This window comes from Amycolatopsis sp. NPDC058986, from assembly GCF_042741125.1.
GTDB lineage: Bacteria > Actinomycetota > Actinomycetes > Mycobacteriales > Pseudonocardiaceae > Amycolatopsis.
On record NZ_JBHYJW010000049.1, the window covers coordinates 21,497 to 38,124 of the forward strand.

The window sequence follows — 16,628 nt, forward strand, 5'->3', positions numbered from 1 at the left end:
ATCACCGTTCCGACGTGGTTTTCGCGCACAGAAAACAGTCCGGGCGAGCACCCGGACTGTTTTCTTTCGGACCGCCGAATACGCTGTCAGTCTTCGCGACGACGCCGATAGAGCACACAACCCGCGGCACCCACAGCGAGCACGCCGAGCGCTCCCGCCGCCACGAACGGCCCGTTGTCCCGCCCCGGCATGTCGCCACCGCCGGTCTGCGGCGCCCCGGACGGCACCTGCGTCACCTGTTTGGCACCGAGCACAGTGAAGGTGACACTCACCTTGCCGGTGTCGCACTGGAACGAAGCGGGGTATTCGCCCGGCTCGGCGTCCTTCTTCACGGTGGCCTGGCCCCGCGACACGGGCGCCTTGGCCGGGTCGTCCTGCGGACCACTCGGGCTCAGCGCACCGAAATCGAGGACCGGCGAACTCAGGTTCTTGATGTACTTCGCCTCGCAGCCGACCAGTACCGTGATCTTGTCCCCGGCGTGTGCCGCGTTCGGCTGCAGCTTCAGGAACGCCTTGGGGTTCCCCGGCGGCGTCGTCGGCGTGGTCGATGTGGTCGCCGTCGTCGTCGGAGATGTCGGCGTGGTCGTGGGACTCGACGTCGGAGATGTCGGCGCGGTGGGCGTCGCGGGCGTCGTGGTGGAGGTCGGCGAATCGGTCGCGAACGCGGCCGGCGCCGCGGCGAGGAATCCCGCGGCCGCGAATGCGACGAGAGCGGCGGAACGTTTCATGACACACCTCTGGATACCATTGTTTCGGGCAGGAGAAAGAGAATTCCGGTGCGCCGCGCACAGTTCCCCCTGCCGCCGGTCGGCACCTTTTCCCAACACTCGGAAGACGCTCTCCGCGTACGCGCGGTTGTCCGACTGGATAACGAACCGATCGCGATACGCCTACGCCGGGAACTCGTTGTCAGGCGCACGAAAAAGCCGCCGGGAAACCCTTGTCCCCGGCGGCCGGATCTCCTGCCGTGCCTACTCGGCCAGACTCCCGTCGCCTGCCTTCGCGGCGCCCGACGGCACCTTCTCGACCTGCGGAGCGGACACGGAAAACGTTGCGGTGTAAGACTTTCCCTCGCAGGTCACAGTGAGCGGGTAGTCCCCGGCCGCGGTTCCGGAGTTGAGCCACGCCACCGCGCTGACGTTCGCCTGAACCCCCATGACCGAGCCGAAGTCGTAGCGGCCGAAGGCCAGCACCGGGGACGAGAAGGTCGCGGTCTTCGGTGTCGGGCACTGCGCCAGCGCGACGTTCTGCGAGTCCCGCACGAACTTGTTCACCGAGCCGTGCTTGGCGGCCGTGTCGGCGTTGAGCTGGACGCTCACCCCCGCCGGGGCGGGCGCCGCGGGGCTGACGGGAGTGGGCTGAGCCGCCGCCGGGACGGCGAGCAGGCTCGCCCCCAGTACCGCCACCGCACCGAAAACCGCCGTCTTGCGCACCCGCGAACTCCTTGTCTTCCCGTTCCCCACAACGGTCAGGACGCATCGGGTGTTACGGGGTTGCGCCGCGAACGCGATCAGTCCAGATCGTCGTGGCGCATGAGCTGGCGACCCGCCTCGGTGATCGATCCGGACAGCGACGGGTACACCGAAAATGTCAGTGCCAGGTGGTCCACTGTGAGCTGGTTCTGGACGGCGAGTGCGATGGGAAGGATGAGCTCGCTCGCCGTCGGCGCCACGACCACCCCACCGACGACCACGCCGGTGGCGGGGCGGCAGAACAGCTTCACGAAGCCGCGGCGGAGGCCCTCCATCTTCGCCCTGGCGTTGGTCGCGAGCGGGAGCATGATGGTGCGTGCGGGCACCTCGCCGGAGTCGATCGCCTGCTGGCTGATGCCGACGGTGGCGATTTCCGGGTGGGTGAAGACGTTGGCGGCGACGGTCTTGAGCTTGATCGGCGCGACGCCCTCGCCCAGCGCGTGCCACATCGCAATCCGGCCCTGCATGCTGGCCACCGAGGCGAGCATCAGGACACCGGTGCAGTCACCGGCGGCGTAAATGCCGGGGACGCTGGTGCGCGAGACCCGGTCGACGGTGATGAAACCGCCGGGGCCGGGCTCGATGCCGACTCGCTCCAGGCCGATGTCGGTGGTGTTGGGGATCGAGCCGACGGTCATCAGCGCGTGGCTGGCCTCGATCACCCGGCCGTCGGCGAGGTGGACCTCGACGCCCTTCTCGGTGCGCTCGACCCGATCGGCGCGAGCGTGCTTGACCACCTCGGTGCCGCGCTGGGAGAACACTTCCTCCAGCACCGCGGCGGCGTCGGCGTCCTCGTGCGGGAGAACGCGGTCACGGCTGGAGACGACGGTGACCTTGACACCCATCTCGGTGTAGGCGGAGGCGAACTCGGCGCCGGTGACGCCGGAACCGATCACCGCGAGGTGTTCGGGCAGCTCGGCGAGGTCGTAGAGCTGACGCCAGTCGAGGATGCGCTCGCCGTCCGGCACGGCGCCGGGCAGCACGCGCGGGGTCGCGCCGGTGGCGATCAGGACGACGTCGGCGGGCAGCGTCTCGGATTCTCCACCCGGATGGGTGACAGCGACCTTGTGCGTGGCGAGGCCCGGCTCGTCGTCGCAGAAGCGCGCCGCGCCGGTGACCACGCGAACACCCTCGCGCTGCACCCTGGCGCGGATGTCGGCGGACTGCGCGAGTGCGAGACCTTTCACTCGTCCGTGGACGGTCGGCAGGTCGATGCCGGTGTCCGCGAGGTCGGTGTTGATGCCGAGCTCGCCCAGATCGTGCAGCTTGGCCAGCGCGCCCGAGGAGGCGATGAACGTCTTCGACGGCACGCAGTCGTAGAGCACGCAGGCGCCGCCGAGGCCGTCACGCTCGACGATCGTCACGTCGGCGCCGTGCTGCGCGGCGACCAGAGCCGCTTCGTAACCCGCCGGGCCGCCGCCCATGATCACGATCCTGGTCACCTGAGTCCTCCTAGTACGCGCGTACGGGGTGCGGCTTCACGGTACGCGGGCGGGTTGACGGACAGACGAAGTGGCCGGACACGGCATGTGCGTCCACTCGGGTGACGGATGGGTCGCTAGGCTGTCGGCGTGCCGTTGTATGCCGCGTACGGATCGAACATGGAGCCCGCCCAGATGCTGGAGCGCGCCCCGCACTCACCGATGGCCGGCACCGGCTGGCTCGAGGGCTGGCGGCTGACCTTCGGTGGCGAGGATCTGGGCTGGGAAGGTGCACTGGCCACGATCGTCGAAGATCCCGGCTCGCGGGTGTTCGTCGTGCTCTACGACGTCATCTCGCTGGACGAGGAGGGGCTCGACCGCTGGGAAGGCGGCGAGCTCGGGATGCACAACAAGATCCGCCTCCGGGTCCAGACGATGGACGGCTCGGTCTTGGCCTGGCTCTACGTCCTCGACGCCTACGAAGGCGGCCTCCCCTCCGCCCGCTACCTCGGCGTCCTCGCCGACGCCGCCGAAGCCGCCGGCGCCCCCGCCGACTACGTCGACAACCTCCGCACCCGCCCCTGCCAAGGCATCACCGGCTGATCACGCGAGTTCTCCGTCCAATCACGCCAGTTCGCCTCCCCAGCACACGAGATTCCCGCCTGATCACGCGATCTTGTGGCCTCGCTGCTCGAACACCGCGCCCAATGCCCGCAGCATCCGGCGCGGGTCACGGAGATCTGCCGCTGAAGCTCGAATCGTGACCCAACCGCGGCCCGCCATCCGTGCGTCCCGTTCGAGGTCGTAGCCATGCCGCTCCTCGTGAGCGGCGAATCCGTCGTATTCCAGCGCGATCCGGCACGATGGCCAAGCGAGATCGAGCACGTAGAGCTTGCGGCCGTCGATCGTGGTGATCTCGTACTGTGCTTCCGGAATCGGAAACCCCGCTTCCACCACGATCAACCGGAGAACGCTCTCCGGTGGTGATGCGGCCAGGCCCGTGGCGAGGTCGAGCAGCGTCCGCGCCCTGTGGATACCTCGCTTGCTCGGCCGCTCGTCCAAGCGATCACGCACGTTCTCCCGCAGGCGCCAGCGGTGGTCGGGAACAAGCTCCCCCAGGGCCTCGTCAAGCGCCGCGAAGGCCATGTGCTTGTCACCCGTACAGAGCAGGTCCGCCAAGGCCAGATCTACGGCGCAGACTCTCAGCCCGTCGAGTTCGATGACGTCAGTCGGCGCGAGTTCGCCACGATGCACCACCAACCCCGACTTGGACTTGATCTTCCGCTCCGGCGGCACAGTGATGTGGATCTCGGCGCTGTCGATCGCGGAAATCCCATGTAGGGCAACAGAAGTCGTCCCGGACAGAACCGCGGTCGTATCCGTCGCGAGCACGGCCGCTCGGGCGCGAGTCGCCAGATCGAGGGAAGCGGCCGCGTGTACGACCACCCCTCGCCACGGCTGGGTGAGCACGCCACTCGCCAGGCCCGCCAGCACAGCTCTCCGGCCAAGCAACTCGTCGGCTTCACGGCGGGTGACCACACCTCGTCGGCTATTCCAGTCGATCACACCGTCGAGGATCGGCGCTTTCCGCACCGGGCGATGACACTCCGCGCAATCTGTGGATAACTCCACCGGCTGTGGATAACCCCGCGACACGCGGGAACGTGACAGAAAGGCGAACCCGCGTGCTTACGAGGCGATGTCGCGTGATCAGACGGAGATCTCGCGTGATTAGGCGAGGGTGGTGAGGGCGGTGTGGACTAGGGTGCGGACGCCGACGAGGAGGGCGCGTTCGTCGAGGACGAAGGTGGGGCGGTGGATGTCCGACATCGGGGTGGTGCCGCCGGACCAGACGCCGAGGCGGGCGAAGGCGCCTTGGACGTGTTCGAGGTACCAGCCGAAGTCTTCGCCGCCGGAGGACTGCTCCGTGCCCGCGAGCGCTTTCTCCCCCAACGCGGCCTCGACACCGGCGCGCATCAGGGACACGCTCTCCGCGTCGCTCATCACCGGCGGGACGCCGCGGCGGTAGTCCAGCGAGAACCCGACCCCGGTCGGCGCGAGCAGCGACTCCACCGACGAGGCGACCAGCGGCTCCAGCATGGTCCAGACCTCGTGGTCGGCGGTGCGCAGCGTGCCACGCAGCACGCCGTCCTGCGGGACGGCGTTGGCGGCCTGACCGGCGTGCACCGCGCCCCAGACCAGCACGGTCCCGGACCGCGGGTCGACCCGCCGCGAAAGCACCGACGGCAGCGACGTGATGACCGTGCCGAGCGCGTGCACCAGGTCGGCGGTCAGATGCGGCCGTGAGGTGTGCCCACCGGGCGAGGTCAGCCGCAGTTCGATGAGGTCGGCGGCCGAGGTCAGCGCGCCGACCCTGGTCCCGATGCGCCCGACCTCGAGCCGCGGGTCGCAGTGCAGCCCGTAGATCCGCTCGACGCCGTCGAGCGCGCCGGCCGCGATCATGTCCAGCGCGCCGCCGGGCATGACCTCCTCGGCGGCCTGGAAGATCAGCCGCACCTTGCCGGGCAGCTCGGGCGCACCGGCCAGCGCGCGGGCCGCGCCCAGCAGGATCGCGGTGTGCGCGTCGTGCCCGCACATGTGCGCCGCGCCGTCCACGGTCGACGCGTACGGCAGCGCGGTCGCCTCGGTGAGCGGCAACGCGTCCATGTCGGCACGCAGCGCGACACACCGGTCACCCTGGCCGATGTCGCAGACCACCCCTGTCCCGCCGGGCAGGACCCACGGCTTGAGGCCGACGGCGCGCAAAAGAGTGACGACCAGTTCGGTGGTCGCGAACTCGTGCCGGGACAGCTCGGGGTGCGCGTGGATGTGCCTGCGCCAGGCGACGACGTCCGTCGCGTTCGCGCGCAGCCAGTCGTCGAGCCAGAACGGGCCGCGGCCCTCGCCGAGATCCTGCACCGGCGCCATGCTGACCCCGGCTTCGGAGATCAGCGCGCCGGGCGCCTCGGCCGTGGTGACCAGGCGACCCTCGGAGTCGTTCTGGTCGCCTGGAACGTCCGGTCGTGAATCGAGCACCGTCACGCCGCACCTCCTCCCGCAACACGGCTGGCCGACCCGATGCCCGAGATGGACGTATCGGGTGTCACGCAACGTGCCGTCAATCCAGTCTTACCCATTTGCCGATGATCGTGCACCATGCAGGCGGCAAGAGGCGCCTTCCGGACGGCGAAGGCAGACGGCCGGTAGTGGATCTGCGACGAACGGCGTCGCCGAATTCGGCCTGGGTGAACGGAGAGTGCTGCTCGGCTCGCGCTTGGTCGCGGCCGGGAACCAGGTCAGGACGACTTGCTCTTCTTGCGCTGCCTGCGGCCCAGGATGACGATCAGCAGCAGCAAGGCGGCGACGACGCCCGCGATGATCTTGTTGCGGCTCTTCTCTTTGTTCGCTTTGTCCGTTTCAGCGGGGTCCAGCACCGGCCCTGGCGGCTGCTGCCGCGGTGCCACCGACACCGACGCCGCCCCAGCGAGTTGAGCATTTACGGAGTACACGACAGAAGAAGCGGCGGGTACCTGGGCTGCCTGCGCGGGCGCGGCGCAGAGCACCACCAGTCCCAGCAACCCCGTGACCACCAGACTCCGCAGCTTCGTCATGACTTCCCTCCGTCACCGGTGCGTCCCACATTGTGCCCGCTCTCCGGCCGGGGTGTCACCCGCCACGCGGGGGCGCGGAGAACGCGTCCAGGATCCGCTGCGCGGCGAGCGTCGCGGTCAGCTCACCGTCCCGGACCGCCCGCTCGACGTCCGGAACGACCGCTCGTACCTCCGGATGCGCCGACAACCGGCCGAGCAGTTGCTCCCGCACCATCGACCAGGTCCAGTCGACCTGCTGCTGCCGCCGCCGCTCGGCCAGTTCGCCGGACGCGGACAGCTGGTCGCGGTGCCGGGTGATCTCGGCCCACACGCCGTCGAGCCCGGTCCCGGTCAGCCCGCTGCAGGTCAGCACGGGTGGCGTCCACGCCGCGTCCGGTCCGTAGATCATCCGCAGCGCACCGGAAAGCTCGCGCGCCGCCCGTTTCGCCTCGCGTTCGTGGTTGCCGTCGGCCTTGTTGACGGCGATGACGTCGGCGAGTTCGAGCACGCCCTTCTTGATGCCCTGCAGCTGGTCGCCGGTCCGCGCCAGGGTCAGGAAGAGGAAGCAGTCGACCATGTTCGCCACCGCGACCTCGGACTGCCCGACGCCGACCGTCTCGACCAGCACGATGTCGAACCCGGCCGCCTCCATCAGCACGATCGTCTCGCGGGTCGCCCGCGCGACGCCGCCGAGTGTGCCGGACGTCGGCGACGGCCGGATGAACGCGTTCGAGTCCACCGCGAGCCGGGCCATTCGGGTCTTGTCCCCGAGAATGGAACCACCCGTCCGGGTGGACGACGGGTCCACCGCCAGCACTGCCACACGATGCCCGGCCGACGTCAGGTCCGTGCCCAGCTGGTCGATGAATGTCGACTTGCCGACACCGGGGACGCCGGTGATCCCGACCCGCTGCGCCCCGCCCGCCTGCGGCAGCAGCTCGACGAGCAGTTCCTGCGCCCGCGCGCGGTGGTCCTCGCGGTTCGATTCGACCAGCGTGATCGCCTTGGACAGGGTCCCGCGGTCACCCGCGAGGACTCCCTTGGCGTACGCCGCGACGTCGATCTTGCGGGGCAAAACTCAGGACTCCTGCACCGAAAGCTGGGACAGCAGGTCGATGGCGGCGTCCGCGATCACCGTGCCGGGCCCGAAGATCGCCGCCGCGCCCGCCTCCCGCAACGCGGGGTAGTCCTGCGGCGGGATGACGCCGCCGACGACCACCATGATGTCGGAGCGGCCCAGCTCGGCCAGTTCGTGACGCAGCGCCGGGACGAGCGAGAGGTGCCCGGCGGCCAGCGAGGACACGCCGATGACGTGCACGTCCGCCTCGACGGCCTGCCGCGCGACCTCGGCCGGGGTGGAGAACAGCGGGCCGACGTCGACGTCGAAGCCGATGTCGGCGAAGCCGGTGGCGATCACCTTCTGGCCGCGGTCGTGCCCGTCCTGGCCCATCTTGGCGACCAGGATGCGCGGACGGCGGCCCTCCTCCTCGGCGAACTTGTCGACGAGTTCGCGAGCCTTTTCCACGTTCTGCGACTTACCGACTTCCTCGCGGTACACGCCGGAAATCGTACGGATCTGGCCGGAATGCCGCCCCCACAGCTTCTCCAGCGCGTCGGAGATCTCGCCGACGGTGGCCTTCGCCCGCGCCGCGCCGATCGCCAGCTCCAGCAGGTTCCCGCCGTTGCCCGCCCCCTCGGTCAGCCGCCGCAGCGCGTCCTCGGTAGCCGCGGAATCCCGCTCCTCACGCAGACGCCGCAGCTTCTCGATCTGCTGTGCGCGGACACCGGCATTGTCCACTTTGAGCACGTCGACCTGCTCGTCCTCGGTGAGCTGGTACTTGTTGACCCCGATCACCGGCTGACGACCCGAGTCGATCCGCGCCTGCGTGCGCGCGGCGGCCTCCTCGATGCGCAGCTTCGGGATACCGGCGTCGATCGCCTTCGCCATGCCACCGGCCTGTTCGACCTCGGCGATGTGGCCCCAGGCCTTGAGCGCGAGATCGTGCGTCAGCTTCTCGACGAACGCGCTGCCGCCCCACGGGTCGATCACCCGCGTGGTCCCGGATTCCTGCTGCAGCACCAGCTGCGTGTTGCGCGCGATCCGCGCGGAGAAGTCGGTGGGCAGCGCCAGCGCCTCGTCCAACGCGTTGGTGTGCAAGGACTGCGTGTGGCCCTGAGTCGCCGCCATCGCCTCGACGCAGGTGCGGACGACGTTGTTGTAGACGTCCTGCGCGGTCAGCGACCAGCCGGACGTCTGGCAGTGCGTACGCAGCGAGAGCGACTTCGACGACTTCGGATCGAAGCCCTTCACGAGCTTCGCCCACAACAGCCGCGCGGCGCGGAGTTTGGCGACCTCCATGAAGAAGTTCATGCCGATGGCCCAGAAGAAGGACAGCCGTGGCGCGAACTTGTCGATGTCCAGTCCGCCGTCCATGCCCGCGCGGATGTATTCGACGCCGTCCGCGAGGGTGTACGCGAGTTCGAGGTCGGCGGTGGCTCCGGCCTCCTGCATGTGGTAGCCGGAGATGGAGATCGAGTTGTACTTCGGCATGTGCTGCGAAGTGAACGCGAAGATGTCGGAGATGATCCGCATCGACGGCTGCGGCGGATAGATGTAGGTGTTGCGGACCATGAACTCCTTGAGGATGTCGTTCTGGATGGTCCCGGCGAGTTTCTCCGGCGGCACACCCTGTTCCTCCGCCGCGACCACATACAAGGCCAGCACGGGCAGCACCGCGCCGTTCATGGTCATCGACACGCTCATCTTGTCCAGGGGAATCCCGTCGAAGAGCTGCCGCATGTCGTAGATGGAGTCGATGGCCACGCCCGCCATGCCGACGTCGCCGGACACGCGCGGGTGGTCGGAGTCGTAGCCGCGGTGGGTCGCGAGGTCGAAGGCGACCGAAAGGCCCTTCTGCCCGGCCGCGAGATTGCGGCGGTAGAAGGCGTTCGACTCCTCGGCTGTGGAGAAACCCGCGTACTGGCGGATGGTCCACGGCTGGTTGACGTACATCGTCGGGTACGGGCCGCGCAGGAACGGCACGATGCCGGGGTATGTGCCCAGGAAGTCCACATCGGACAGATCCTCGCCGGTGTACACCGGCTTGACGCCGATGCCCTCGGGGGTTTCCCATGCCAGCGCGTCCGGGCCCTTACCGGTGGCCTCCTGGACGGCCCGCGCCCAGTCCGCGCGCTCGCCCGGCCGCGCCGAGCCCAGCTCGACGGAAGCGAAGTTCGGAACACTCATCGCGAAACTCCCAACTGGGCGTGGATGCCGCGCAGGACGTCGAGCGCGTCGCACCCGGCGAAGACGTACCCGCCGACACCGGCGTAGTCCTGGGGTTTTCCGGCCAGCAGCACGGTTTCCGCGCCCGCCTCGGCCAGGGACGCCGACGCCTGAACCGCATCGGCCGCGTAGGCGTCGTCGGTACCGCACAGGCACGCGATCCTCGCGCCGCTGGCGCGGAACTCGCCGGGCAGATCGTCGATGGTGCCGGGGTTGACCGGCTCGATCCCGCCCGCCTGGAACAGGTTGGCCGCGAACGTGGCCCGCGCGGTGTGCGTGGCGACCGGGCCGAGCGTGGCGAGGAAGACGCGGGGCCGGACGCCGTGTTCGGCCAGGTACGCGTCGGACGCGTCGCGCAGGGCCTCGAACGCCTCGGCGTACCGATGCCGGGGCAGCCCACCCTCCACAGTGGACGGCAAGGGCGCGCGCTCGACCGGTTTCTCCGTCAGGTTCGGGAATTCGCTGATGCCGGTGAGTGGGTCGCGCCGGGTGGCGAGCCGCTTCGCGCGCTTCTCCCAGGTCTCGGCGAGCCGCGCGGCCAGCGCACCGGACGCGAGCGAGGCCTCGATCCCGCCTTCGGCCTCGATCGCGGTGAATTCCGCCCACGCGGCGCGCGCGAGTTCGTCGGTGAGGTTCTCGACGTACCAGGAACCACCGGCGGGGTCGATCACCCCGGCCAGCCGGGATTCCTCCAGCAGCACGGCATGGGTGTTGCGCGCGATCCGCGCGGAGAACGCGTCGGGCAGGCCGATCGCGGCGTCGAACGGGAGCACGGTGACCGCGTCCGCGCCGCCGACCCCGGCGCCGAAACACGCCAGTGTCGTGCGCAGCATGTTCACCCACGGGTCGCGCTGCGTCAGCATCGCGGGCGAGGTCACGGCGTGCTGCCGCATGCCGCGTGCCTCGACGCTCACCTCGGAGACCTCCGTGACGCGGGCCCACAACCGCCGCGCGGCACGGAACTTCGCGATGGTGAGGAACTGGTCGGCGGTGGCGGCGAGCCGGAACTCCAGCTGCCCTGCCGCGGCGTCGACGTCGAGGCCCGCCTCGGTCAGCGCCCGCAGGTAGGCGACCCCGGCGGCGATCGTGGCGCCCAGTTCCTGCGCGTCCGAACCGCCCGCCTCGTGGAACGGCAGGCCGTCGGCGACGATCGTGCGCAGCTTCGGGTACGCCGAGGCCACGCGGGCGGCGAGCGCGGCAGCAGGTGCCACGGCAGTCGCGGCGCCGGTGCGGGCGGCGACGCCGATCGGATCGGCACCGAGCGTGCCCAGCGCCGCGCTGGCCGGGATCTCGCGCTCGGCGTAGATCTCGAACAGCGCTTCGGCGGCGGCCTCGTAGCCGGCACCGGCGTCGAGGACGACCGTGGCCAGGTCGAGATAGACCTCGTTGAGCGCGTCGGCCAGCGCGGACACCGGCAACGCGCCCTCGCCGACGCGCAGCCAGACCGAACCGACGCCGCCTTCGAGATCGGCGAGGATGGCGGTGTTCGCGGCCTTGGCATCAGGCAGGACGTGCCGGGCGCGGACGTCCCACCCGGTACTCACCAGGCCCTGCGGGCGGGCACCGCGCACGAACGGCGGGAGACCGGGGAAGCCGGGCTCGCCGAGCGCGTCGCCGGCGGTGTAGAGCGGCTGGATCTCGATGCCGTCGTAGGTCCGCGTGACGAGCTTGCTCTCCGGCGCGCCCGCGAAGTCTTCGGGGAGTCTGCCGCTCTTGCGCAGCACGGCGGCCACCAGCTCCTGCCACTGCGCCCGCTCCGCCGCCGGGAACTCGGCGGCGAGGGCGAGTGCGGCGTCGGCGGTCTGCACTGACCCCGGCCCAGCCTCGTGTGTCATACCCAACGATGGTAGAGCCCTCACCCTGCGTCGTTCTGTGACACTTGTCGCGTCGAACGCTCTGGTTCCCGTGCCCGAAGACGCACGCTGAGTCCGCGGCTGTCGGGGTGATACGACACAATTGGGCGCGTGTCCACCTCCAGCGAATCCTCCCGCGTCGTCGCCGGGCGCTATCGGCTGCGGTCGGTGCTCGGAGCCGGATCGATGGGCACCGTCTGGTCGGCCTACGACGAGTTCCTGCACCGGCCGGTCGCGGTCAAGGAGATGAAGCTGCCGCCGGGCGTCCCGGCGTCGCAGGCGGACGAGCTGCGCGAGCGGACGCTGCGCGAGGCCCGCGCGATCGCGGTCCTGTCACACCCGAACGTGATCATCCTGCACGACGTCGCCCGCGACAACGACGAGCCGTTCGTGGTCATGGAGCTGCTGCCCTCGCGCAGCCTCGCGCACATCCTGCGCGACCACGGCCCGCTCACCGTGGCGCAGGCCGCCGCGGTCGGCATCGCCGTCGCCTCGGCGCTAGAGGCCGCACACGCCGCCGGGATCACGCACCGCGACGTCAAACCGGGGAACGTGCTGGTCGCCGGGGACGGCCGGATCAAGCTCACCGACTTCGGGATCGCGCGCAACGTCTCCGAGGCGACCATGACCCGCACCGGGATCATGCTCGGCTCGCCCGCCTACATCGCGCCCGAGGTCGCCTCGGGCGGGGCGGTCGTCCCTGCCGCCGACCTGTGGGGCCTCGGCGCGACATTGTTCGCCGCCGTCGAGGGCGCCGCACCCTACGACGCCGACGGCGATCCGCTGGAGACGGTCGGCAAGGTCGTCAACGGCAAGGTCCCGAAACCCTCCCCCGGCCAGCTGGCCGACGTCATCTCGGCGCTGATGAAGAAGGAGCCGGCGAAGCGGATCTCGCTGCGCGAGGTGCGGCACCGGTTGTACCCGCTGCAGACCGGATCGGCGCTCGACCTGTTCGGTCCCGAGCTGTTCCGCACCCCCGACGGCAAGAAGACCTCCGCGCAGCCGGACGCCACGGACACCCAGATCATCAAGACGGTCACCCCGGAACGGCAGGCCGAGGAAAGCGGCGCCGCGCTCGCGGCCGATCCCGGACCGCTGCCGTTCCTGCGCGGCGCCGAGAGCCCGGCCACCGCGTCGGCGGCCCTGCCCTCGCTCCCGCCGCCCCCGATGCCGCAGTCCCCCGTCCTCCCGCCACCTCCGGTCCCGGCCGCCCCACTGGCCCCGCTCGCCGCACTGGCCCCGGCGCGTCGGAGCGCGAAGGCGAGCGCGGTGCTCGCGGTCGTGTCGGTGCTGATCTTCCTGATCGCCGCGGGCGGCGGGTTCGTACTGGCCAGGACCGTCGGCGGGCAGTCGCTGCTGCCGGTGGCCGCGGGGGCGCCGGTCTCGAGCGGGCAGCCCGCGGTGGTCCCGCCGCCGATGCTCGTCACGCAACAGGGCAACTCGAACGCGGTCAACGGGGTCAAGGGCGGGCAGTTCACGCTCCAGGTCCCCGACGGCTGGCTGAAGTTCGTCGCCCCGCACCGCACGCCGTCCAACATCACCACCACCGTGGTGCAGTTCGTGTCGCCGGACGGGCGCCAGGCCATCCGGGTGGAGCGGCTGGCGGGTTACATGGCCTACACCGGCAACTCGTTCGCCGACTACGTCAACGACCTGAAGAAGAGCTACCCCGGGGACACGTTCTACCTGGCGAAGGAGGAGGACCTGCCGTCGAAGAACGGGCGCGCGCTGACCTACCGGACCACGGAACGTGCCGCCGCCAGGGGCGCCGAGACCTCCGGCGCGATCACCCGGTCGACCTTCGCGAACCTGATCGTGTCCCACGACGATCTCTGGGTGCTCTCGCTGACGGCGCCGTCCGAGCAGGAGGACACCGCGCGCACGGACATCTTCGACCGGGTCGCCCCGACACTGAAGATCACCGGCTAACAGTCGTCGCCGGACCGGTAGCCCGGCTGGAAGAGGCGCCGCGACTCGCGTTCCTGCGCGAACCTCCGCAGCCCGGCGAACAGGCGATCCCCGAGCACGCTGCCGACGACGGCGGCCTCGACGATCCGCTCCAGCGTCGGCAGGCCGATGGTGATGCCCAGGTCGACCACCGCGAGCTTCTGCGCGAGGTCGGCGTACTCGTCGAGCCGCGCGATCAGCTCGTCGTGCCCGAGGTCCCGGATCCGGCACAGGACGTCGATCACGTTCTGCTCGGTCCGGTCGTCGTCGTGCAGTTTCCAGCCGTGCCGTTCCGCGAGCCGCTCCAGCAGGCCCCGCGCCCAGGCGTGGTCCTCCGCGCTCACCTCGGCCGGTTCCGGGCTGAGCGCGTCGAGCGCGATCCCGAGCGCGTTGTGCGTCGTCTTGCTGCCGTCGACGGCCTTGAGCACCTCACCCACCGCGGCCAGGGACAGCCCGCCGACCTCGCGCAGCGCGCGGACGAGCTTGAGCCGCTGGACGTGCGTCGCGTCGTAGCGGGCCTGGTTGGGGCTGGTGCGCTCGCCGGGCGGTAGCAGGCCTTCGCGCAGGTAGTACTTGACGGTGGCCACCGGCACCCCGGACTCGGCGCTCAGCTCCGCCATCCGCATCCGTCTCACTCCGATCTCGGTGAGGGATCTCAGGGACATCCCTGAAGACTTCCTCAGGATGGATAGTTTAACTTCCCATAACGGAGAGCTTGACTATCCATTCTGGGAGGATCTCATGACCATCTTGGCCGACATCCGGACCAAGCCGTGGCAGTGGCACCGGCCCGCGACCGGGTTCGCCTTCGCGATGGCGGGCGCGGCCGTGCTGTGCGTCCTCGGCCTGTTCGCCGACCAGCGGACGCTGGCCGGCGCGCCGATCTGGGCCAAGCCGCTCAAGTTCGCGATTTCGGGGGCGTTGTACTTCTTCACCTGGAGCTGGCTGGTCTCGCTGCTGCCCCGGTTCCGCCGGACGGCGTGGTGGGTCACCACGGTGCTCGTCGCGTTGTTCGCCGGCGAGTACGTCCTGCTCACCATGCAGGCGATCCGCGGGACGGCGAGCCACTTCAACCGGGCGACCCCGTTCGACGCCCAGGTGTTCAACGCCATGGCGATCATGGTCGCCGCGTTGTTCGTAGCCACGCTGATCCTGACCGTGCTGCTGACGTTCAGCCGTCAGCGGGACCGGGGGACGTTCTGGGCGGTGCGGTTCGGCGGGGTCATCTCGCTCGCCGGCCTCGCCCTCGGCCAGCTCATGACCAGCCCGACGCCGGAGCAGCTCGCGCTGGCACACGCCGGGATCAGGCCGGACATGCGGGGCGGGCACACCGTCGGCCTCGCGGACGGCGGGCCGGGCCTGCCGATCCTCGGCTGGAGCACGGCCGGTGGCGACCTGCGGATCCCGCATTTCGTCGGCATGCACGCGCTGCAGTTGCTGCCGCTGCTGGCACTCGGCCTGCTCGCGCTGGCGAAGCGGTTCCCGGTACTGGCCGACGGCGCGGTCCGGGCCCGGCTCGTGCTCGCCGGCTCGGCGGGGTACGCCGGGCTCGTCGCGCTGGTGACGTGGCAGGCCGAGCGCGGCCAGTCGATCGTGCGCCCGGACGGGTTGACGCTGCTGGCGTTCGGGGCGCTGGTCCTGGCCGTCACGCTCGGTGCGCTGGCCGCGATCGGCCGCCCGGCGAAGCGCGCCCAGCTCGGTACGGCGGTCTGACGCGATGACGGTTCCGACGCTGTTCGGCTGGACCTTCCCGATCGCGGCGCCGTTCTGGGCGCTGATGATCTTCCTGCCGGGGTGGTCGTGGACACGCCGGATCCTGGCCTCTCCGTGGGTCCCGCTGCTGCCGCTGGTGTGCTACTTCGCGCTCGCGATCCCGCACTTCGGCGAGCTGTGGCGGGCGGTCAGCAGGCCGGATCTCGGTGTGCTGCAAGGGTTTCTGGGCACTCCGTACGGGACGGCGCTGATCTGGGCGCACCTGATCGCGTTCGACCTGTTCATCGGCCGGTGGATGTATCTCGAAGCACGGGAGCACCGGATCCACCCGCTCGTCACGAGCCCGATCCTGGCGCTGACGATCTTCCTGTCCCCGTTCGGGCTGGTCGCGTTCCTGGTGGCCAGGAGCGTCCGGATACGCTCGCGCACATGACAGAACACGAGGTCGCCGCGTCCGCCATCGCGGAGCGCACGGGCGTCGGGAAACACGACATCGCCGTGGTGCTGGGATCGGGCTGGCGCCCGGCGGCGGACGTCATCGGCACGCCGGAGGCGGAGATCCCGCTGGGCGAGCTGGCCGGGTTCGTCCAGCCGAGCGCGGTCGGGCACGGCGGGACGGTCCGGTCGGTGCGCGTCGGGGACAAACGGGCGCTGATCCTGCTGGGGCGTACGCATTTCTACGAGGGCAAGGGCATCGACCCGGTGGTGCACAACGTGCGCACCGCCGCGGCCGCCGGTGCCAGGACGGTGCTGCTGACGAACGCGGCGGGCGGGCTGCGGGAGGGGATGCGGGTCGGCCAGCCGGTGCTGATCTCCGATCACCTCAACCTGACCGCGCGTTCGCCGATCGTGGGGGCGAACTTCGTCGACCTGACCGACCTGTACTCCGCGCGGCTGCGCGAGGTCGCGAAGGAGATCGACCCGTCACTGGAGGAAGGCGTCTACGCGGGGCTGACCGGTCCGCACTTCGAGACTCCGGCGGAGATCCGGATGCTGCGCACGCTCGGCGCGGATCTGGTCGGGATGTCGACGGTGCTGGAGGCGATCGCCGCGCGGGCGGCCGGGCTGGAAGTGTTCGGGCTGTCACTGGTGACGAACCTGGCGGCCGGGATGACCGGCGAACCGCTGAACCACGAAGAGGTGCTCGAAGCGGGCCGCGCGGCCGCCACCCGGATGGGCGAGCTGCTGCGCGAACTCATCTCCCGCGCCTGAGCGAAAAGCTGCTGAAGGGGACTTTCCTCGCATGGGCTGCGAGGAAAGTCCCCATCAGCGCGTCCCGGGGGAGGGAGGGCCCCGGCAGCGGCGGCCGGGGCGAGAAGGAGTGGGGGCGGGGGGGGGGGGCCTCG

General features: G+C 70.2%; 15 protein-coding genes. 5 read left to right on the forward strand and 10 right to left on the reverse strand.

The genetic code is table 11. The annotated features are described in order from the left end of the window. Nucleotides 1–86: 86 nt before the first annotated feature. The 3 genes from ACFW0G_RS33400 to ACFW0G_RS33410 form a co-directional block, all read right to left on the reverse strand. A complete protein-coding gene (locus tag ACFW0G_RS33400; protein WP_378329450.1) occupies nt 87–728 on the reverse strand; it encodes a hypothetical protein in 642 nt (213 codons plus the stop codon). Between the two features lie 243 nt (nt 729–971). Then, nucleotides 972–1,433 carry a hypothetical protein gene (locus tag ACFW0G_RS33405; protein WP_378329451.1) on the reverse strand — a complete coding sequence of 154 codons (462 nt, stop codon included), beginning with the start codon at nt 1,431–1,433 and terminating at the stop codon, nt 972–974. 77 nt (nt 1,434–1,510) lie between these two features. Continuing rightward, complete coding sequence (locus tag ACFW0G_RS33410; RefSeq protein WP_378329452.1) at nt 1,511–2,914, reverse strand: NAD(P)H-quinone dehydrogenase; 1,404 nt, start codon at nt 2,912–2,914, stop codon at nt 1,511–1,513. A gap of 129 nt (nt 2,915–3,043) precedes the next feature. On the opposite strand from ACFW0G_RS33410, the gene ACFW0G_RS33415 reads away from it, so the two are divergent. Continuing rightward, nucleotides 3,044–3,496, forward strand: coding sequence for a gamma-glutamylcyclotransferase (locus tag ACFW0G_RS33415; RefSeq protein WP_378329453.1), 453 nt, complete (start codon nt 3,044–3,046; stop codon nt 3,494–3,496). A 63-nt stretch (nt 3,497–3,559) separates the two neighbouring features. On the opposite strand, the gene ACFW0G_RS33420 is transcribed toward ACFW0G_RS33415, so the two are convergent. The 6 genes from ACFW0G_RS33420 to ACFW0G_RS33445 form a co-directional block, all read right to left on the reverse strand. Beyond that, nucleotides 3,560–4,459 (reverse strand): DUF559 domain-containing protein, encoded by a 900-nt coding sequence (locus ACFW0G_RS33420; RefSeq protein WP_378329503.1) that lies wholly within the window; start codon nt 4,457–4,459, stop codon nt 3,560–3,562. Nucleotides 4,460–4,624: 165 nt separating this feature from the next. After that, nucleotides 4,625–5,935, reverse strand: a complete 1,311-nt coding sequence (locus ACFW0G_RS33425) for an amidohydrolase (protein WP_378329454.1) — start codon at nt 5,933–5,935, stop codon at nt 4,625–4,627. A 254-nt stretch (nt 5,936–6,189) separates the two neighbouring features. After that, nucleotides 6,190–6,504 (reverse strand): hypothetical protein, encoded by a 315-nt coding sequence (locus tag ACFW0G_RS33430; RefSeq protein WP_378329455.1) that lies wholly within the window; start codon nt 6,502–6,504, stop codon nt 6,190–6,192. A 55-nt stretch (nt 6,505–6,559) separates the two neighbouring features. Next, the gene (meaB, locus tag ACFW0G_RS33435) at nt 6,560–7,558 is read right to left on the reverse strand and encodes a methylmalonyl Co-A mutase-associated GTPase MeaB (RefSeq protein WP_378329456.1); all 999 of its coding nucleotides are present in this window, start codon (nt 7,556–7,558) and stop codon (nt 6,560–6,562) included. Between the two features lie 3 nt (nt 7,559–7,561). After that, nucleotides 7,562–9,730, reverse strand: coding sequence for a methylmalonyl-CoA mutase (gene scpA, locus ACFW0G_RS33440; protein ID WP_378329457.1), 2,169 nt, complete (start codon nt 9,728–9,730; stop codon nt 7,562–7,564). Beyond that, nucleotides 9,727–11,604 carry a methylmalonyl-CoA mutase family protein gene (locus tag ACFW0G_RS33445; protein ID WP_378329458.1) on the reverse strand — a complete coding sequence of 626 codons (1,878 nt, stop codon included), beginning with the start codon at nt 11,602–11,604 and terminating at the stop codon, nt 9,727–9,729. The genes scpA and ACFW0G_RS33445 overlap by 4 nt, the downstream gene beginning before the upstream one ends. 204 nt (nt 11,605–11,808) lie before the next feature. Between ACFW0G_RS33445 and ACFW0G_RS33450 the strand changes: the two genes are divergently transcribed. Further along, a complete protein-coding gene (locus ACFW0G_RS33450) occupies nt 11,809–13,551 on the forward strand; it encodes a serine/threonine-protein kinase (RefSeq protein ID WP_378329504.1) in 1,743 nt (580 codons plus the stop codon). Here the strand turns inward: ACFW0G_RS33450 and ACFW0G_RS33455 are convergent. Beyond that, entirely contained in the window at nt 13,548–14,234 is a 687-nt protein-coding gene (locus tag ACFW0G_RS33455; RefSeq protein ID WP_378329459.1) for a MerR family transcriptional regulator, read from the reverse strand. The two genes, ACFW0G_RS33450 and ACFW0G_RS33455, sit on opposite strands and share 4 nt — an antisense overlap. Nucleotides 14,235–14,310: 76 nt before the next feature. Between ACFW0G_RS33455 and ACFW0G_RS33460 the strand changes: the two genes are divergently transcribed. The 3 genes from ACFW0G_RS33460 to ACFW0G_RS33470 are packed head-to-tail and all read left to right on the forward strand — an operon-like array spanning nt 14,311 to nt 16,494. After that, the gene (locus ACFW0G_RS33460; RefSeq protein ID WP_378329460.1) at nt 14,311–15,282 is read left to right on the forward strand and encodes a hypothetical protein; all 972 of its coding nucleotides are present in this window, start codon (nt 14,311–14,313) and stop codon (nt 15,280–15,282) included. Between the two features lie 4 nt (nt 15,283–15,286). Further along, nucleotides 15,287–15,715: an ABA4-like family protein gene (locus ACFW0G_RS33465; protein WP_378329461.1), complete on the forward strand. Its 429-nt coding sequence runs from the start codon at nt 15,287–15,289 to the stop codon at nt 15,713–15,715. Further along, entirely contained in the window at nt 15,712–16,494 is a 783-nt protein-coding gene (locus ACFW0G_RS33470) for a purine-nucleoside phosphorylase (protein ID WP_378329462.1), read from the forward strand. The genes ACFW0G_RS33465 and ACFW0G_RS33470 overlap by 4 nt, the downstream gene beginning before the upstream one ends. Nucleotides 16,495–16,628: the final 134 nt, after the last annotated feature.